Genomic DNA, 18,666 nt, shown 5'->3' on the forward strand with positions numbered 1-18,666 from the left:
CTGCGCGCCGAGGCCGATGACGGCGTGCGCGCCACTCGCCGGCAGCGCGCGGAAGTGGCGGGCGGCCTCCGCCAGGACGGCGACCGGGTCCTGACCGCAGTCGCGCGGCATGACCAGCAGGAACGGATTGGCCAGGCCGCGTTTGGCCTGTACGGCGAAGCCCTCGAAGAGGTCGGGGGCGCCGCTGGCGGGCAGGTGCGCGAGGACGACGGGGTACACGAGGCTCGCCGCGCCCGCCGACGCGTAACGCGGCGGCAGCCAGACGCGGATGCCGTCGCGCAGCTCCATCAGGGTGCCGCCCGCCGGGTGGCCGACCGTACGCATCTCGGGCGCCGGCGGGGCGGGGGCGGGGGTACGGCTGGGGGCGGGCGGCACGGTGGCCGCGGCCTCGGCCGACGACTCTCCGGCGGGGGCCAGGTCGGCGCGGCCGGTGTCGCGGGAGTCGCTGAGCAGCGGCACGGCGAGCGCCAGGGCGGTGAGCGCCGCGACCCCTGCCGCACCCGCGCGCAGGGCGGTGCCGAGGCGGTCGGCGGGGAGTTCGTACGGCCGCCCGGCGCGCTCTGACCACCAGTGCCGCAGGGCGCGGTGAGCCAGCAGTACGGCGGCGGCGGTCGCCGCGAGCAGCAGGACGGACAGGACGACGTCGGCCACGGCGGAACCCCTCGGGTGCGGGTGCGCTCCCGCTGGGACGGTGCGGCCGGGTACGGGGGCTGGTCCTTGGGCCGGGTCGGGCCGGGTCGGGCCAGGCCGGGTCGGGTCGGGTCCTCGGGGTGGGATGCCCCCCAAGGCGGTGGGTGATTCCGTACGGCGGCGGAAGCGCGGGAACGCTGTCTGCACCTTGCAACGGCTGCGGGCCGTGGGGTGGGAGACGTTACGGGGGCGGGGGCGGGATCACCCGAACGCACCAACGTGGTGACGTGGTGACGTGGTCGGGGGTGCCCTTCCGGGAGCGTGCCCCGAGGCGGGGCCCGGCCCTCAGCCCGCTCGTAGCGCCAGGGTCATGGCCTCCACCGCGAGCAGCGGGGCGACGTTACGGTCCAGGGCGTCGCGGCAGGCGAGCACGGCCTCGATCCTGCGCAGGCTGTTCTCCGGCCGGGACGACGACGCGATCTGCTCGATGCCCTCGCGGACCTCGGTGTTCGCGATGCCGACCGCCGAGCCGAGCTGCACCGACAGCACGTCGCGGTAGAACCCGGCGAGGTCGGTGAGCGCGAGGTCGAGGGTGTCGCGCTGCGTACGCGTCGAACGCCGCTTCTGCCGGTCCGCCAGCTCCTTCATCGCGCCCGCCGTGCCGCGCGGCATCCGGCTGCCCGCGCCCGCCGCCGCGCCGAGGGCCGCCCGCATCTCCTCGGTCTCCTTGCCGTCGACCTCCTCCGCGACCGCCTTGGCGTCCTCCTGCGCCGCGTCCACCAACTCCTGCGCCGCGCGCAGGCACCCGCCGATGTCCGCGACCCGCAGCGGTACGCGCAGGACCGCCGTGCGGCGGGACCGTGCCGACTCGTCCGTCGCCAGCCGTCTCGCACGCCCTATGTGGCCCTGCGTCGCCCGCGCGACCCGCTCCGCCAGCGCCGGGTCGATGCCGTCGCGCCGCATCAGTACGTCCGCGACCGCCTCGGCCGACGGCGTACGCAGGCTCAGCAGCCTGCACCGCGAACGGATCGTCGGCAGCGCGTCCTCCACCGACGGCGCGCACAGCAGCCACACCGTGCGGGGGGCGGGCTCCTCGACGGCCTTCAGCAGTACGTTGCCCGCGCCTTCCGTCAGGCGGTCCGCGTCCTCCATGACGATGACCTGCCAGCGGCCTCCGGCCGGGGACAGCGCGGCGCGGCGCACCAGGTCACGGGTTTCTTTGACGCCGATGGAGAGGAGGTCCGTGCGGACGAATTCCACGTCGGCGTGGGTGCCGAGGGCTGTGGTGTGGCAGCCGTCGCAGAAGCCGCAGCCGGGGGGGGCGCCGAGGGCTCGGTCGGGGCTGACGCACTGGAGTGCGGCGGCGAAGGCTCTGGCGGCGGTGGATCGGCCCGATCCCGGGGGGCCGGTGAAGAGCCAGGCGTGCGTCATTCTGGACGCCGCGGGTTGTGGGCGGCCTTCTTCGTGGGCCGTCACCAAGGCGTTTGCGTCTGCCGCCGCCGCGGACAGCTCCGCGACTACGCGGTGCTGGCCGACGACGTCGTCCCATACCGTCATGTCGACCTCCCTTCTCCCGGGGACCATTCTGCGTCACCCCACTGACAGGGCTGGCCGCCCTTGCTGTGTCTTGTCTTGTCTTGTCTTGTCTTGCCCGCCCGCCCACCCGTGCGAGTGCTTTCTCCGTCTGCGGGTGCCGCTTGTGCCTGGTCGGTCCCGGCCCGGGGTACCTCCTCGAAATCCGTAACACCTGGCCCCTCGCATCCAGTGCCGTTCCTGTCAACGTATTTCTGCGGGGGCACCCCGGCCCGTCCCCTCCGGGTACGTCGGCGTCCGCCTGTCCGGTGGGGGCTGAGGGGGGAGGGGGTGGGTGGGCTCGGGTACGGCGGCGTCCGACGGTCCGGTGGGGTGGGCGGGAGCGGGTGGGCGGGTTTGGGGTACGGCGGCGTCCGCCTGTCCGGTGGGAGGAGGTGGGGGGGTGGGGTACGGCGGCGGGTGCCTGTCCGGCGGGAGGGGGTGGGCGGGAGGAGGGGGTGGGCTCGGGTACGTCGGCGGGTGCCTGTCCGCTGAGGGGGAGGGGGTGGGGGGTTGGGGTACGGCGGCGGGTGCCTGTCCGGCGGGAGGGGGTGGGCGGGCTCTCGGGTACGGCGGCGTCCGACGGTCCGGTGGGGGTGGGCGGGTTTGGGGTACGGCGGCGGGTGCCTGTCCGCTGTGGCTGAGGGGGTCGGGGGTTCCTTTCGGCGGACCGTCCTGCGCCGGTGCCCCCGCCCGGTGACTCGGAAAGCTCGGGCCCTTCCCCAAGCACCCCACCCACCCCCCACCCCGGCAACCCCCACCGGACATGCGGACGCCGACGTACCGGAAGGGGACGGGCCGGGGTGCCCCCGCAGAAATACGTTGACAGGAACGGCACCGGATACGCAGGGCCAGGTGATACGGATTTCGAGGAGGTACCCCGGACCGGCACCGACCAGGCACAAGCGGCACCCGCAGACGAACAAAGCACCCGCACGGGTGGGCGGGCGGGAAAGAAAACAGGAAAAGAAGAAGAGAAGGCGAGGTCAGAGAGAGAGCCGCTGGACCCCGGAGGAGAGGGCGCGAGGATCGGTGGGGGTGGCGGGATCGGTCCAGCACGACCCCCGCCGCGCGAGCAGCCGCCGCAGCCAGACCTCGGTGGCGACAAGGTCCCCCAATCCGTCGAGGTCCGCCGCCACCCCACTCCCGTCCGCGACAGCGACCAGCGCGGAGCGCACCACGCGGGCGTCAATGAGCCCGGCATCAGCGAGCAGCGGCGCGTCAAAAAGGTCCAGAAGGTCGTCCAGCGCGGAGCGCAACCCGGTGCGGGCCGCCGCCGCAGCGGTGGAGTGGGAGTTGGCGCCCCACCCCGGCGGCAGGTCGCGGACCCCGGCGCCTTCGAGGACGTCGCGCAGGACGTCGGCCCGAGCGCCGGGCCGTACGCGCAGGGCGCCAGGCAGCGCCCGGCAGGCCCGGACGACCTGGTTGTCGAGGAAGGGCGCGTGCAGCCGCTGGCTGGGGACGGCCGCGGCCTGCTCGAAGGCGCGGAAGTCCCCGGCGGTACGGGCCAGCACGGCGCGGGCGCGCCGCTCCCCCGGCCGGTCCATCGGCCACGGCCGCCGCGCGGCGTCCTGGAGGCGGACCGACACCTCGGCCAGCGCCTCCCCGGTGAGCCAGCGGGCGGCCGGCCCTGGCCGTACCCAGGTCATCGCGGCGAGGGACGCGGCCAGCGGCCCACTGCCCGCGGAGCCGAACTCGTAGCGCTGGAGCCGCGCCGCCGCGTCCTCCACACCCTGTTGATAAGGGGTCCGGGCGAGCCGCCGGGCGGCCCGGTAGACGGTGACCGGCACGGTGAAGGGCACGAGCGCGGGGTGCCCGAGCACCCCGTCGGCCCGGGTGAGCGCGGCCACCGGCCGTACGAGGTGGCGGCGACGCCGGTCCATCAGGAGGTCGGCGAGCCGCGCGGGATGCGCGTCGAGGACCTGCCGGGCGCCGTATCCGATGAGGTGGTCGGCGCCGCCGGCGGCGAGCCGCCGCCGGTTGCGTTCGGCGTCGATGAGGGAGGGGGCGGGCTCGTCGGTGAGCGCGCCGCCGCCGAGGTCGGCGTACGGCAGTGCCTCGGGGCCGCCGGGGACGACGACGTGCCGCAGCCGCGGGTCGGCGCCCATGATCCGCGCCCGTTCCAACTGCGCTTCCCTGGAGTGGAGTCCGCCGCCCGAAGACCCGCCGCCCGAAGACCCGGCACCCCAGGGCCCGCCGCCGGAGGACCCCGGCGGTCCGCCGCCCGCGAGGTCGTTGAAGGTGACCGCGAGCAGCCGCTCTCCCGCCAGCGAGCCCGGTGCGCCGGGCAGCATGCCGGGGTTGCCCGGCAGTCCCGCGGCGAGCAGCGCGAGCGTGGCCGAGGCGCTGCCGCCGGAGAGGTCGGCGCCGATGCCGGGCGCGGGCCCGTCCCCGGGGTCGGGGACGAAGCGGGCCTGGGAGAGCCGGGCGCGTACGGCGTCGACGAGCGCGTCCCGTATGCCCTCGACGGCCGCGGTGGCGTCGGCGCTGTTGGTGGGCTGGTGACCGACGGCCAGCGAGGCGGTCTGTTCGTAGCCGCTGATCTCCGGGGCGCCGTCGCGCAGGATGAGCGCGTGGCCGGGCGGGACGCGGCGGACGCCGAGGTACGGGGTGCCGTCGCCGAGCGCTTCGGGCGAGTCGGGGCAGGCGAGGAGCGCGGCGAGGTGGGTGACGTCGAGCCCGGCCTCGATGAGGTCGGCGAGCGGGAGGGCGGCGGTCGCGTACGCCGTACCGCCCGCCCAGTGGGTGTGGAAGACCGGCCTGGCCCCGGCGAGGTCGCCCAACACGGTGATGCGGCGGCCGAGTTGGAGTACGGCGGTGTAACTGCCCGACCAGGCCGTCAGATGGCGCAGCGCGCCGCCGCGCGCGGCGACCAGGCCGAGCCGCAACTCGGCGTCGCTGGCGCCGCATCGGCCGAGTACGGCGAGCCGGGCGACGGTGTGCGGGGCGCCCCCGCCGTGCCCGTTGCCATGGGAGCCGTTGCCGCGGGAGCCGTGGGAGCCGCCGTGGGAGCCGTTCGAACCGCCGTCGCCCCGGCCGCCGTTGCGGTACGCGCCCCCGTCGCCGTACGCGGCGCCCGCCCCGCCGTACGTGTCGCCGTATCCGTCCCCGTGGGCCGCGCCCGCGGCGCCGTACGCCGCGCCGTTGCCGCCGCCGAAGGCGTACGCGGCGGCGCCGCCCGGATCGGCCTGGACGACCCGGACCTCGTCGGGCCGCCAGTCACCGACGGCCCACAGCGGATCCGGCTCAGACCACAGGAGTTGGGCACCGACGGGCAGGAGCGTACGGGTCCTGCTGCCGGGAACGGGACCCGCGGTGGCACTGCTCCACCCCACCAACCACCGCATCGCCGCCTCCACAGGCTGTGGACAGCCGGTACGCGGGGGGCCGCTCTGCCGCCGCCCCACTGCTCTACCGCTTCGCTGCCACGTCTGACGTCCGAAAGACCATGCTGCCACGTGAAGGCGCGCAAAGCGGCGCATGGGTGCACCAAGGAGCGCCGGGTCGCGCGCTGAAGGCAGCCGCGAGGCGAGTGTGAAACACGCATCAGCCGAAACGTCTGATTCGCGCCAAAGTCTGCGGCACATGCCGCAGTTGATATGCCGGAAAGCCAAGTACACGACCAGGGACCGGTTGAGGACCGTTCGAGGTCGGCATGCGGGACATTAAGGGCGCGTTCCGGCGCGGGCGAGGCCGGCGGATGTGGTGAAGGAGACAGTGGTGAGGGCCGTGGAGAAGGTGTGGAGCAGGTGTGGACCGCTGGTGGAGCACCTCCCGCGGACGTCGGGCGGCGAAGGCGCGGCCGGGCGCGGGCGCGCCGTCGCGGGGAGGCTTCGGCGCAAGGGGAGGTCCACGGCCCGGGAGGGCGCTTACGCACCTCCCGGGCCGGTCCGCCGCCCGCGGGGATTGTGGCAGCGGAACCCCCTGGCCCGCCGTACCACCGCCATAGCCGCCTGCCGGGGCCGCGGGCCGACCCACGGACCCTATGCAAGCGCCGCCGTCCCGGACGGCACAGAGCGCACGGCCGGGCGCACGGCCACATATACCGGGAGCACGGTCCAATGAGATGGCGAGTAAGGGGCAGGAATCTCGCCATCCGGGACGAGACTCTTAACGGTCGGGATGCGGCGAACTACGCTGGGTGTACCCGGTTCGCACACGTACGCGCGGCTCGGGTGTCCGGCGCATGCGCCGCACCGGCCGCCGAGCGGTCACCGCGGTGGCTGAATCGGGCTCCAGGGGAAGGTGACCCCGTACCCCACGACAAGACCAGGCCGGCCGGCCTGCCCCCCAGCGGCATCACGAGGTGAACCGCAGTGAACAGAGAACACCGCGGGCCGAACGAGAAGCTCGGCACCCTTCTCGCTCTGGCGGGCATCAGCAACGCCGGACTGGCCCGCAGGGTCAACGACTTGGGCGCCCAACGCGGCCTGACCCTGCGTTATGACAAGACGTCGGTCGCCCGGTGGGTGGCCAAGGGCATGGTCCCGCAGGGCGCCGCGCCGCATCTGATCGCGGCGGCGATAGGCGCCAAGCTCGGCCGTCCCGTGCCGCTGCACGAGATCGGTCTGGCCGACGCGGACCCGGCGCCCGAGGTCGGTCTGGCCTTCCCGCGCGATGTGGGCGAGGCGGTGAAATCGGCCACCGATCTGTGGCGGTTGGATCTTGCCGGCCGGCGCGGACCCGGCGGCACGGGCATCTGGCAGAGCTTGGCCGGATCTTTCGCAGTGAGCGCTTACGTGACCCCCGCGTCGCGCTGGTTGATCACCCCCGCGGACGCCACTGTGGCCCGCGACGCGCCCGCGCCGGGCATGAACCACGTCGGTCACAACGACGTGACCAAGCTCCGCGAGGCCGCCGAGGACGCCCGCCGCTGGGACTCCAAGTACGGTGGCGGCGACTGGCGTTCGGGCATGGTCCCGGAGTGCCTGCGGGTCGAGGCGGCGCCCCTGCTGCTCGGTTCCTACAGCGACGACGTGGGCCGCGCGCTGTTCGGCGCGACCGCCGAACTCACCCGTCTCGCCGGGTGGATGGCCTTCGACACCGGCCAACAGGAGGCCGCCCAGCGGTATTACATCCAGGCGCTTCGGATGGCCCGCGCCGCCGCCGACGTACCGCTCGGCGGTTACGTGCTCGCCTCGATGTCGCTCCAGGCCACGTACCGCAACTTCTCCGACGAGGGCGTCGACCTCGCCCAGGCCGCGCTGGAGCGCAACCGCGGTCTGGCGACCGCCCGCACGATGAGTTTCTTCCATCTCGTGGAGGCCCGCGCGCACGCCAAGGCGGGCGAGGCCGCCGCCTGCGGGGCCTCACTGGCCGCCGCGGAGGCCCTGCTGGAGCGTTCCCGCGAGGGCGACGCCGACCCGCAGTGGCTCGGCTTCTACTCCTACGACCGGCTCGCCGCCGACGCCGCCGAGTGCTACCGCGACCTTCGCGTCCCGCGCCAGGTGCAGCGCTTCACCGAACAGGCCCTCGCCCGGCCCACCGAGGAGTTCGTCCGCTCCCACGGCCTGCGCCTGGTCGTCTCCGCCGTCGCCGAACTGGAGTCCGGAAACCTGGACGCCGCGTGCGCCGCGGGCACCAAGGCCGTCGAGGTCGCGGGCCGGATCTCCTCGGCCCGCACCACGGAGTACGTCCGCGACCTGCTGCACCGCCTGGAGCCGTACAACGACGAGCCGCGGGTGCTGGAGCTGCGGGAGCGGGCGCGGCCCTTACTGGCGGCGCCGGCATAGAGCCGGCATAGAGCCGGCATAGAAGAGCCCGTCCGGGCGGAGAGCGGAAGCGACATCAGCCCGTCCGGGCGGAGAGCAGAAGCAAAATCAGCCCGTCCGGCGTTTGAGGACCGCCCCACCCGGCAATGAGGGCCCAGAGGCAGGAGGCGTCATGACCCGCAGCACATCACCCGCCTCCCGTCCGGAGGACGTCCTCGTCGTGGGCGCGGGCATCATCGGCCTCTCCACCGCCTACGCGCTCACCCGCGCCTCCCCCGGCATCCGCGTCACCGTCCTGGAGAAGGAACCGGGCCCCGCGCGCCACCAGACCGGCCGCAACAGCGGGGTGATCCACAGCGGCATCTACTACCGGCCCGGCTCCCTCAAAGCCCAGTACGCGCTGGCGGGTTCGGCCGAGATCGGCAAATTCTGCGCCGAGCACGGCATCCCGCACGAGACCACCGGCAAGCTCATCGTCGCCACCGCCCAGGCCGAACTCCCGCGCCTGCACGCCCTGGTCCAGCGGGGCCGCGAACACGGCATCCCGGTAAGGGAGTTGGGCCCGGCCCAGATCGCCGAGTACGAACCGAAGGTCGCGGGGCTGGCCGCCATCCACGTCGCCACCACCGGCATCTGCGACTTCCGCGAGGTCGCCGCCGCCCTGGCCCGGCTGGCGGGGGACGCGGGCTGCCGGGTCCGCTACGGCGAGCGGGTCCGTACGATCGAGCGCCGCGCCGACGGCCTGGTCGCCGTCCGCGGCACCGACGCCGAGGGCCGCCCGCGCCCCGAGATCCGTACGAAGGTGCTGGTCAACTGCGCGGGGCTGCACAGCGACCGGATCGCGGAGCTGGCCGGGGACGACCCGGGCATGCGGATCGTGCCGTTCCGCGGCGAGTTCTACGAGCTGATCCCGGTCCGCCGCGGGCTGGTGCGCGGTCTTGTCTACCCGGTGCCCGACCCGGACTTCCCCTTCCTCGGCGTCCACCTGACCCGCGACGTGCACGGCGGCGTCCACGTCGGTCCGAACGCGGTGCCCGCGCTCGCCCGCGAGGGCTACCGGCGCGGCGCCGTGGGCCTGCGCGACCTCGCCGCGACCGCCCGCTTCCCCGGCACCTGGCGGATCGCCCGCCGCCACTGGCGGCAGGAGGCGGGCGAGATCCACCGCTCGCTGTCCAAGCGCGCCTTCACCGCCGACGCCCGCCGCCTGCTGCCCGCCCTGCGGCCCGGCGACCTCGTCCCGGCCCCTGCCGGAGTCCGCGCCCAGGCCGTACTCCCCGACGGGACCCTCGTCGACGACTTCCTCTTCGCCGGCACGGCCCCCTTCGTCCACGTCCTCAACGCCCCCTCCCCCGCCGCCACCGCCTCGCTCCCGATCGGCCGCGAGGTCGCCCGCCGGGCCCTGGAGGCCCTGCGCGCCGCGTAGCCCCGCGGGCCGCGTAGCCCCGCGAGCGGCATGACGGTTTCTGGGGTACGGTCCCGGCCGCCGTCTCCTTTGCGCGGCCAGCCCCCGGACCTGGCCTGACGCGGCGCGTCCGCGAACCGGTACGTGAGGTACGTGAGCCCGTACGCCGCCGGCGGCCGCTCCGGGGGTCCACGGGCGCCCCGTAGAATCGACGGCATTGTGTCCACGTCACCCACTCCCCCCGCCACGCGTACGAGCGCGCCCGCCGTACGCGAGGCCGATGCCGTAGCCGTAGCCGATGCCGTCGCGGAAACCGTCCCGGAAACCGTTGCCGGAAAGGCGGCCTCCGCCGTCGGCAAGCAGCAGCGCTTTCCCAGCGGGCCCGCGCCCGATCCGGCGGGGTCGCGGGAGGAGCACCGGATCAGGTCGTTCCATGCCCGGCGGGGACGGATCACGCAGGCGCAGGCCGCGGCGATCGAGCGGCACTGGGAGGCGTGGGGGGTGGAGCTGGACGGCGCGCCGCTGGAGCCGGGCGCGCTGTTCGGCGACCCCGAGCCGCCCGTGGTGCTGGAGATCGGCTTCGGGATGGGGGACGCGACCGCCGCGATGGCGGCGGCGGACCCGGCGACGGGCATCCTGGCCGTCGATGTGCACACCCCCGGCCAGGGGAATCTGCTGTCGCTCGCCGACCGCCTCGGCCTGACGAACGTGCGGGTGGCCAACGGCGACGCCGTCGTCCTGCTGCGGGACATGCTGCCGCCCGCGTCGCTCGCCGGGCTGCGCGTGTACTTCCCCGACCCCTGGCCGAAGGCCAAGCACCACAAGCGGCGGCTGATCCAGCCGGACTTCCTGGCCATGCTGCTGCCGCTGCTGCGGCCCGGCGCGGTCGTGCACTGCGCGACGGACTGGGAGCCGTACGCCGAGCAGATGCTGGAGGTGCTGGCGGCGGAGCCGGGGCTGGCGAACCGGTACCCGGCGGAAGGTTTCGCCCCGCGGCCGGATTTCCGGCCGATGACGAAGTTCGAGCGGCAGGGGCTGGCGAAGGGGCACGTCGTACGCGACCTGCTGTTCACCCGTATCTGAGGGAGGCGGCGGGAGGCGTCCGGCGTAGACGCGTGGGGCGCGACCGGCGTACGGGCGCGGGGACGTCCGGCGTACGCGACCGGCGCGCGCTCCGGGAACCGTCCCCGGGCCCGTCCCCCGCGACCGCACCCTGACCCGCCCTGTCAGGCCGGGTAGCGGCGGTCACCTGCGCGAACCGATGCGTACGCACCCTCGCGTACGGCCGCCCGGCCCCCGTACTGTCGAGGGGTGTCCACGTTTTCGCACCCGGCTGCCGGGGCCGCCGGTCCTCAGGAGGCCGCTGCCCTGCCCGCGTCGGGGCCGCCGCCGCCCGGATCCGCCGCGCCGGGTCCTGGCGTGTCTGGTCCCGCCGTATTCAGTCCCGACGTATCCCGTCCCGGCGTCTCCCGTCCCGGCGTATCCCGTCCCGGCGTATCCCGTCCCGGCGTATCGGAGCCCGCCCCCGCCGGGCCGCCGCCCGGATTCGCGCCCGCGCCCGCCCCCGAGACCTGGCAGTACGCGCCCCGACGTCCCTTCTGGGAGAGCCGGGTGGTACGCACGGGCGCGCTGTTCACGGCGTTGGCCGTCTGCGGTGTGATCATCCTGGCGGTCGTGCGCCAGCACATAGGCACCGAGAGCTTCCTGGTCGGCCTCGTGCTGGCCATCCTGCCGGTGCCGCTGCTGATATGGGCGTTCCTGTGGCTCGACCACGTGGCGCCGAGCCCCTGGAAGAACGTCGTCTTCGCCTTCACCTGGGGCGCGTGCGCGGCGACCCTCGTCGCGCTGTTCGCCAACGAGTACGGCGCCAAGCTGATCGCCACGACCTTCTCCGCGACCCCGACGCAGACCGACCAGTGGGGTGCGACCTTTGTCGCGCCGCTGGTGGAGGAGACGGCGAAGGGCGCCGCGCTCCTGCTGCTCTTCCTCTTCCGGCGCCGTCACATCGAGTCCGTCGTGGACGGCATCGTGCTGGCGGGGCTGGCCGCGACCGGCTTCGCCTTCACCGAGAACATCCTGTACATCGGCTCGGCCTTCGGCGAGGACAAGGCGCTCGGCTCCTCCGTGCTCGACTCCGCGACCGCCGCGACCTTCTTCGTCCGCGTCCTGATGACGCCCTTCGCGCACCCGCTCTTCACGGCGATGACCGGCATCGGATTCGCCATCGCCGCCACCAGCCGCCCGCGCAGCGTGTGGCGCTGGCTCGCGCCGCTCGGCGGCTGGCTGCTCGCGATGGTGCTGCACGGCCTGTGGAACAGCTCCTCGATGCTCTCGCCGGTCGGTTTCCTGACCGTCTACGTGGCCGTCATGATCCCGGTCTTCGGCCTCGTCGTCTGGCTCGCCTTCTGGGCCCGCTCCCGCGAGTTGCGCACCATCCGCACCAACCTCCCCGTCTACGCCGCCGCGGGCTGGCTGACGCTCCCCGAGCCGACCGCCCTGGCCTCGATGAAGGCCCGCGGCCAGGCCCGCGACACCGCGCGCCGCTACTACGGCGAGAGCGGGGCGCGCGCGGTACGCGACTACACCGCGTTCGCCACGCACCTCGCCTTCCTGCGCGCGGCGGCCACCCGCGGCATGCCCGCGCCGGACTTCACCGCGCGCGAAGCCGAACTCCTCCATCACCTCTGGCAGCGCAAGTCCCTGGTGCAACTCCCGCTCGCCCAGGCCGCGACGCCGCATCTCCCGCCCGCCGTCTGGGCTGCGCCCTTCCCGCACCCGCGCCAGGCCCCGATGTGGGGCCCCCAGCCGTGGGGCGCCCAAGCGCCCACCCAGTGGGCCGCCCCCGGCACGTGGGCCGCCCCCGGCCCCGGCAAGCACCAGTAATTCCCGCGCCCTCACCCCCGTCGTGTCGTACGCCCCCCGCACCGGCGCGAGCCGAAGTGGACCTCATGGCGGCCGGTACGGCGCACGGCAACGTCTCGGCGGAGCAGGACCCGAGCAACCCGGCCGCCGTACTGAAGGCGCCCGGCCGTACAAACGTACCGACGTACCGGCGGCCGTACGTCGCCGACAAGCCCGCGTCGCCGCGGGCGTCGGCACCGCCCACCTCGGCCCACGCCCTATCCCCGCCTCCGCCCTCACCACCCTCCGGTCCACCACCCACCGCACGGTGATCCCCGGATGAGGGTCGCGGACGACGGGCGCGCTTACCCGCACAGGCCCGGAGCTTCTATAGGAAGATGGCCGCATGGACTACGCGCGCATCCACGCCGTCGCCGAGGAACTTGCCAAGCACACCCCGGACACCGTGCGCGGCTTTGAGATCAGCGGCGACCAAATCGTCATGATGATGTCTCCCTCAAGGCCCCACGAACGGAACGCCCTCCGCATCCGCCAACAACTCGACAGCCAGCTCCCACCCGACCTCGTCGCCCATACCGGCGGCGAGGTCGAGGACGCTTCCCTCGGTAAATTGCGCCGCCCCGACGTCATCGTCGTCTCCAACATGGCATTCGACGAGGACACGATGGACCCTTTCCATCCCGATGACGTGGCTCTGGTCGTCGAGGTGGTCTCCCCCTCGAACCACACCAACGACTACGTGGAGAAGGTCCGGGACTATTCGGCGATGGGCATCGCTCACTACCTCCTGGTCGACCCCCGCAAGAGCACTCTCACGGTCTTCACCGACCCCGGCCCTGGCCCTGAGGGCCCTCGCTATCGCGCCCAGCACGACTACGCCTTCGGAGACACCATCACTGTCGGTCCCTGGTCGCTTCCCACAACGGACCTCCGGCCGTATCCGACAACGGCGTGATCCTCGAAGGGCGCCGTCCTCGCGTGGAAGACCAAGAGTCGATGCCCCAATTCATCCCTCTTGACACGGTCTCTCCGGTAACTTGAGGAGCCGGACAGGCCCAACGACGGTGCAGCAGTCCGCTAAAGGGCGGGCTATCAAGCCTTTTTAGTGTGATTATCATTCCCACGGCTTCGGCACAGAGCACATGGGGGACAGGGTGGACGTCACCGTTGGGGCGGTACTCAGACGCACAGAGGTTCATGCCAGGTACGGCGGTAGCGGACAGGGCGGCATCAGCCCGAGCCGAACCTCAGACTGCGTCATGCTCTTCACTGATCCCACCCGGGGACATCGTCACGGATACTTCGATGGGTGGGGCGTTGATCGGTTCTACTACTACGCCGGTGAAGGACAGGTCGGCGACCAGGAGATGACCCGAGGGAACAAGGCTGTCCTCAACCACGTGAAGGATGGTCGTAAACTCTTCATCTGGGAGACAGTTTCTCGGAGTGTAGTTGCCTGCCTTGGTGAGTTCGTCATTGATAAGAAAAGGCCGTTCTACACGACGGACGCACCCGATTCCGCCGGAGATATTCGCAGCGTAATCATGTTCCGGCTCAGATCGGTAACGGCCGCCCCATCTCATGGCCCCACTATTTCTCATACACCGGTGCCGCAAGACATCGTTGCAGACGTGGCCACCGAGCAGCAAAACACGGAACGGATGGCGATCAACCCCAGCAGCGAGCCGCGTGAGGCCGAGCGTCGCGAAGCCTCTCTGGCCGCCAACTATGAGCGCTACCTATCCGAAATGGGCCATACGATCACCCGGAAGAAGATCATCCCGGCGGGTGAGCAACGCCCCCTCTTCACGGACCTGTTCGACGTCACAGACAATGTCCTGGTTGAGGCGAAGGGATCAGTTACGAGAGAAGCCGTGAGGATGGCGCTCGGCCAGCTCTTCGACTACCGCCGCTTCATCGTGCCAAACCCTTCCCTCGCCATGCTGTTGCCAACTCGCCCGCGCCCAGATCTCCTCACTCTATGCTCATCTGTGTCTATCGCCGTTGTTTGGCCCCATGAATCAGGGTTCCGTTCTGAGCCGTGATCAGCCGCTCGCTCTTCCCGTATCTAGCCTCGGGTAGGGCTAGACGGTCCGTCCACAGCCTGACGGCTCCGAATCTCCGAGTACGCGATTGCGTCGAGTGTCTCTCTGGTCCTCGTTCATAGCCGACGTGCGAGAGCGATCGCTGCCGTCCGGGCGCTGAGCGGCCATTGCGGCGCAGGGGCGATCGTTACGTAGATGACCACGGCAGCGCTGTAACGCCCCGGGGTCCGGCACGGGAGTCATCACCTCCGCAATGCGTATTCATCCGTAGCGCGCACGAGCGCGCATTCACCGTCATCACCAACTCGGCGCTCCAGGACAACCAACTTTCCTTCGTCGCACGCGGCGTGCTGGCGTATCTGCTGCCGCGGCGCAACGAGGAGCAGGTGGATGTCAGGCGGCTGGCGGCGCTGTGCTCAACCGGGCGGCTCCTACCACGGCGGTGGAAGACCGGCGGCGGGTGGAGGTGGCTCGGGTGGGGCGGGGATGGTCTACTGGGGCCGCTTCGGTGGGATGTGCGGGTCTGATGGGTCGCAGCGTGTGGGGAGACGGATATTTCGGAGAACGAGCAGGAGCATGAGACGCGGGCGGCGGAGCGGCTGATTCTGTTCTCGGACGCGGTGGTGGCGATCGCCATCACCTTGCTCGCGCTGGAGTTGCCGGTGCCGGAGGGGCACGATGTGTCGGAGTTCTGGCACTCGGTGCGGGCCAATGATGGGCATTATCTGGCGTTTTTGATCAGTTTCCTGGTGATCGCGATGGCGTGGGGCGAGCATCACAGGGTGTTCAGGACGGCGCTGCGGGTCGACACGCGGCTGCGGAAGATCAACTTGGTGTGGCTGATGATGATCATCCTGAATCCGTTCGCCACGAAGATGCTGATCGAAGAGGGTCACGACACCGTCGCCACGCATGCGCTGCGGTGGGGCTTCTACGCGCTGTTGCAGGTGCTGGGGAATGTCGCGCTGCTCACCCTGACGTATTACCTGAGGACGCTGAACCCCGCGGGGACGGGCGCCGGGGTGGACGGGAACGAGGGTTCGTACGGGGTCATCATCGGATTCGGTCTGTCCATTCCGGTGTTCTTCGCGACAACTAACGCGTGGGTGCTGTGGATTCTCGGTCCGCTGCTGACTCAGCGGGTGTACCGGCGTTTCTGGGGGCGGGGCGACCGGGAGTTGCGCGACGCGTGAGGGCGCGGGCGGCGGCGCCCAGGAGGACGAGGGCGGCGAGGGCGAAGACGGCGCTGCCCGTCAGGGCGAGGGACAGGGAGACGTCGAGGGTCGGGGACTGCGTGAAGCCGACCCAGGCGTAGGTGAGGACCGCGCCCGCGGCGAGGGCGAAGCGGTGGGCGGCGGACCAGGCGGGGCTGCGGGACCAGCGGAGCGCGAGGCATACGAAGGCGGCGACGGCCAGGAGCCACAGCGCGGGGTCGATCCAGTCGGGGACGCCGGAGGGGAGCAGGCCGTCGCGCGCCCAGTAGAGGGACGTGGCGGCGAAGGCCATGACGCCGACGAGCCAGGGGCGGGGCGTACGGGCGGCCGGGCGGATCGCCGGGCGGGCTGGGAGCGTCAAGGCCAGCGCGATCAGTACGAGAATGACGGCGCCGCAGCCGAGGAGTTGGACGGGCGAGGCCGTGAAGTGCTCGCTGTGCTGCTGCGCGACCGCGAGGAAGAGGGAGTCGGCGACGAAGGCCACGGCGACCAGCGGCAAACCGATGTTGCCCAGCCACGGGCGCGGCCTCTCGGCCGAGTCGCGCGCGAAGGTCTCCACGAGCGCGATCGGCACGCACACGCTCCACACCGTGTGGATCGACAGCACGTCCTCGACCATCCCGACGCTCGTCCCGAGGAACGGCACGTACGTCCCCGCGTACGCGCCCGCCATGTCGAACCCGCCGTAGTGCGGATTCCACAGCATCTGGTCGATCGGCCCCTCCTCGACCAGCGCGTACGCCGCCGCGAGCACGATCATCGTCGGCCAGCCCCGGCCGAGGCGCCGCGCGCACTCGCGGATCAGTACGGCGCCGCCGCCGTACATCGGCGCGAGGATCAGGACGGACGGCAGCGCGGTGACCGGCTGGTTGCCGAGCAGGAACTCCCCGATCAGGGGCGACAGGAAGAAGAGGCCCACCGCGAGCCGGAGGCGGTGATGCGGGTGCCGGTCATGCGGGTGCCGGTCATGCGGGCGAGGGTCGCGCGGGTGCCGGTCGTGCGGGTGCCGGTCGGCCAGCGGCCGGTACGCGGATACGGTCCGGGAGTCGGATACCGTCCGGGAGTCGGATACGGTCCCCGCGCCCGAGGCGGGAGCGGCGGCCTGCGGCAAAGACGTCCGTACTGCGTCATCGGAAGGCATACCTCCGACGCTAGGCACCCGCTCCGTTCACGGCCTCGGCCGAACGGCCAGACCCGGCGTCCGACCGGCCAGACCCGTCACCGGCCCACCGGCCAGAACCGCTGTCCGACCGGCCAGAACCGTCACGTCCGACCGACCCGGCCCCCTCACTCCTCCCCCGCGTCATGCGCCAGCAACGCGAGCTGAATCCGGTTCTCGACCCCGGCCTTCCCCAGCGCGCTGGACAGATGCGCCTTGACCGTCCCGACCGACAGATGCAGCCGCGCACCGATCTCGGTGTTGGAGAGCCCTTCGGCGACGGCCCGCGCGACGTCGCGCTCGCGCTCGGACAGGACGGCGAGCCGCTGCCGGGCGGCGTCGGCACGGGAAGAGGACCCAGAAGCCGCGTGGGCGATGAGGGCACGGGCGGCGGACGGCGACAGGACGGGTTCGCCGCGCGCCGCCCGCCGTACGGCCTCGACGATCTCCTCCGGCTCGGTGTGCTTGAGCAGATAGCCCGCCGCGCCCGCCCGTACCGCCTCCAGGACGGTCTCCTCGGCGCCGAAGGTGGTCAGCACGATGACCTGGGGCGCGGGGTCGCGCCCGGTGAGGGCGCGGGTGGCGGTGATGCCGTCCGTGACCGGCATGCGGATGTCCATGAGGACGACGTCCGGACCGTGCTGCCGTACGGCCCCGGGTACGGCCGCGCCGTCCCCCACCTCGCCGACGACCTCGATGCCTTCGGCGCCGCGCAGCATCATCTTCAGCCCGGCGCGGACCAGCGGGTCGTCGTCGACCAGAAGTACCCGGATCATGCCGCCGCCCCTCACTCCTCGCCCCTCCCCGCTACCGGGGATCACGCGCTGATGTCGCAGGCCACGGTAGCCGTACCCGTACGGTGAACACGCCCTCAGCGCGCCCGTGTTCGAGGGTCCCGCCGTCCAGGGCGACGCGCTCGCCGAGGCCCACGAGACCGGTGCCGGAACCGGGGAGCGGGCGCAGCGGCCCCGAAGTCGCCTCGTACGCCAGCGGGTTGGTGATCTCGACGGCGAGGTCCGCGCCGGGCGCGCCGCTCAGCCGTACGACGACACGCGAACCGGCCGCGTGCTTACGGGCGTTGGTCAGCGCCTCCTGCACGGCGCGATAGGCGGTGCGCTGGAGCTGCGGGCGCAGGTCGGGCGCGAGCGCCGGGTCCACGTCGTCGTGGAACTCCACGTCCTGGCCGGCCGCCCGCGCCTCGGCCACCAGTACGGCCACGTCCGCGAGCCGTGGCTGCGGCGCGGCCGTGCCCTCGTCCTCCGTCCGCAGCACGAGCAGCACGTCCCTCAACTCCTCAAGCGCCTGATGGGCGTTGTCCCGGATGACGCGGGCGCTCTCCGCGATCTCGGCCGCGTCCAGCGCGGGGCCGCCGGCGCTCCTCGTCCAGTACGCCAACGCCCCCGCGTGCACGGACAGCAGCGAGATGCGGTGCGCCAGCACGTCGTGCATCTCCCGTGCGATGGCGGTCCGTTCGGCGCGGCGGGTGTCGGCGAGCCGCCGCGCGTGGTCGGCGCGCTCGCGTACCGCGTCCTCCCGCAGCCGGACGAGGAGTTGGCGGCGGCTGCGCAGGGCGCTGCCCGTGGCGAAGAAGACGAGGTAGTACGCCACCGCGAAGGCCGCCGCCGTCCAGTCGGTGCGGTGCGGGTCCGACAGCAGCAGCGCGTCCGGCACGGACGCGGCCACGAACAGGCCGAGCACCGGCAGCGAACGGCGCAGCGGCTCGTACAGCGCCAGGCCCGCCGTGATCACCATCCCGGCGCCGAACACGCTGTTGGACAGCGCCAACGCCGGTACGGCCAGCAGCGCCACGGCCATCGGATAGCGCCGTCGCCACCACAGCGACACGCACGCGAGCGCGCCGAGCGGCAGGTCGACCGCCTGGATCCACACCGGCCGGTCCTCGTGCTGCGCCGCGACGCCGTACACCACCATGCCGACCAGTACGGCGAAGCAGAGCGCGGCCACGTCCACGGCCCAGTCGCGGGGCGTACGGCCACCGGTACGGCCGTCGGTACGGGCCTCCGTACGGAGGTCGGCGTCGGCGTCGGCTTCGGTCATCCCCCGAGCGTAG

General features: G+C 72.6%; 12 protein-coding genes and 1 pseudogene. 7 read left to right on the forward strand and 6 right to left on the reverse strand.

Annotation, left to right across the window (positions count from 1 at the left end):
- The 3 genes and pseudogenes from BGM09_RS23310 to BGM09_RS23320 all read right to left on the reverse strand — a co-directional run.
- Positions 1-651: pseudogene (locus BGM09_RS23310) on the reverse strand (hypothetical protein); the annotation flags it as partial.
- A gap of 324 nt (positions 652-975) precedes the next feature.
- Positions 976-2,187 carry a DNA polymerase III subunit delta' gene (locus BGM09_RS23315; RefSeq protein WP_188283632.1) on the reverse strand — a complete coding sequence of 404 codons (1,212 nt, stop codon included), beginning with the start codon at positions 2,185-2,187 and terminating at the stop codon, positions 976-978.
- 1,001 nt (positions 2,188-3,188) lie between these two features.
- Complete coding sequence (locus BGM09_RS23320) at positions 3,189-5,549, reverse strand: asparagine synthase-related protein (RefSeq protein WP_188283633.1); 2,361 nt, start codon at positions 5,547-5,549, stop codon at positions 3,189-3,191.
- A 969-nt stretch (positions 5,550-6,518) separates the two neighbouring features.
- On the opposite strand from BGM09_RS23320, the gene BGM09_RS23325 reads away from it, so the two are divergent.
- The 7 genes from BGM09_RS23325 (at position 6,519) to BGM09_RS23355 (ending at position 15,415) form a co-directional block, all read left to right on the forward strand.
- A complete protein-coding gene (locus tag BGM09_RS23325) occupies positions 6,519-7,934 on the forward strand; it encodes an MFS transporter (RefSeq protein WP_188283634.1) in 1,416 nt (471 codons plus the stop codon).
- A 151-nt stretch (positions 7,935-8,085) separates the two neighbouring features.
- On the forward strand, positions 8,086-9,336 hold the full coding sequence (gene lhgO, locus BGM09_RS23330) for an L-2-hydroxyglutarate oxidase (protein WP_188283635.1): 1,251 nt from the start codon (positions 8,086-8,088) through the stop codon (positions 9,334-9,336).
- Positions 9,337-9,534: 198 nt separating this feature from the next.
- Complete coding sequence (gene trmB, locus BGM09_RS23335) at positions 9,535-10,398, forward strand: tRNA (guanosine(46)-N7)-methyltransferase TrmB (protein WP_188283636.1); 864 nt, start codon at positions 9,535-9,537, stop codon at positions 10,396-10,398.
- A gap of 528 nt (positions 10,399-10,926) precedes the next feature.
- Positions 10,927-12,198 (forward strand): PrsW family glutamic-type intramembrane protease, encoded by a 1,272-nt coding sequence (locus BGM09_RS23340; protein ID WP_317452856.1) that lies wholly within the window; start codon positions 10,927-10,929, stop codon positions 12,196-12,198.
- A gap of 364 nt (positions 12,199-12,562) precedes the next feature.
- Positions 12,563-13,132 (forward strand): Uma2 family endonuclease, encoded by a 570-nt coding sequence (locus tag BGM09_RS23345; protein WP_188283638.1) that lies wholly within the window; start codon positions 12,563-12,565, stop codon positions 13,130-13,132.
- A 304-nt stretch (positions 13,133-13,436) separates the two neighbouring features.
- Complete coding sequence (locus BGM09_RS23350; protein WP_223187484.1) at positions 13,437-14,222, forward strand: restriction endonuclease; 786 nt, start codon at positions 13,437-13,439, stop codon at positions 14,220-14,222.
- A 605-nt stretch (positions 14,223-14,827) separates the two neighbouring features.
- A complete protein-coding gene (locus tag BGM09_RS23355) occupies positions 14,828-15,415 on the forward strand; it encodes a TMEM175 family protein (RefSeq protein ID WP_223187490.1) in 588 nt (195 codons plus the stop codon).
- On the opposite strand, the gene BGM09_RS23360 is transcribed toward BGM09_RS23355, so the two are convergent.
- The 3 genes from BGM09_RS23360 to BGM09_RS23370 all read right to left on the reverse strand — a co-directional run bounded on the left by BGM09_RS23360 (position 15,318) and on the right by BGM09_RS23370 (position 18,653).
- Positions 15,318-16,577: a hypothetical protein gene (locus BGM09_RS23360; RefSeq protein WP_223187485.1), complete on the reverse strand. Its 1,260-nt coding sequence runs from the start codon at positions 16,575-16,577 to the stop codon at positions 15,318-15,320. The genes BGM09_RS23355 and BGM09_RS23360 overlap by 98 nt on opposite strands.
- 146 nt (positions 16,578-16,723) lie before the next feature.
- Positions 16,724-17,371, reverse strand: a complete 648-nt coding sequence (locus BGM09_RS23365) for a response regulator transcription factor (RefSeq protein ID WP_188283641.1) — start codon at positions 17,369-17,371, stop codon at positions 16,724-16,726.
- A 31-nt stretch (positions 17,372-17,402) separates the two neighbouring features.
- A complete protein-coding gene (locus tag BGM09_RS23370) occupies positions 17,403-18,653 on the reverse strand; it encodes a sensor histidine kinase (RefSeq protein WP_188283642.1) in 1,251 nt (416 codons plus the stop codon).
- Positions 18,654-18,666 lie beyond the last annotated feature (13 nt).

Origin of the sequence: Streptomyces sp. CBMA29, from assembly GCF_014596445.1 — a bacterium.
GTDB lineage: Bacteria > Actinomycetota > Actinomycetes > Streptomycetales > Streptomycetaceae > Actinacidiphila.

Excerpts from the sequence above, each read along its gene's own strand:
- BGM09_RS23315 (WP_188283632.1), bottom strand. The coding sequence starts at position 2,187 with ATGACGGTATGGGACGACGTCGTCGGCCAGCACCGCGTAGTCGCGGAG.
- BGM09_RS23320 (WP_188283633.1), bottom strand. The coding sequence starts at position 5,549 with ATGCGGTGGTTGGTGGGGTGGAGCAGTGCCACCGCGGGTCCCGTTCCC.
- lhgO (WP_188283635.1), top strand. The coding sequence starts at position 8,086 with ATGACCCGCAGCACATCACCCGCCTCCCGTCCGGAGGACGTCCTCGTC.
- BGM09_RS23345 (WP_188283638.1), top strand. The coding sequence starts at position 12,563 with ATGGACTACGCGCGCATCCACGCCGTCGCCGAGGAACTTGCCAAGCAC.
- BGM09_RS23350 (WP_223187484.1), top strand. The coding sequence starts at position 13,437 with ATGCTCTTCACTGATCCCACCCGGGGACATCGTCACGGATACTTCGAT.
- BGM09_RS23360 (WP_223187485.1), bottom strand. The coding sequence starts at position 16,577 with ATGCCTTCCGATGACGCAGTACGGACGTCTTTGCCGCAGGCCGCCGCT.
- BGM09_RS23365 (WP_188283641.1), bottom strand. The coding sequence starts at position 17,371 with ATGATCCGGGTACTTCTGGTCGACGACGACCCGCTGGTCCGCGCCGGG.
- BGM09_RS23370 (WP_188283642.1), bottom strand. The coding sequence starts at position 18,653 with ATGACCGAAGCCGACGCCGACGCCGACCTCCGTACGGAGGCCCGTACC.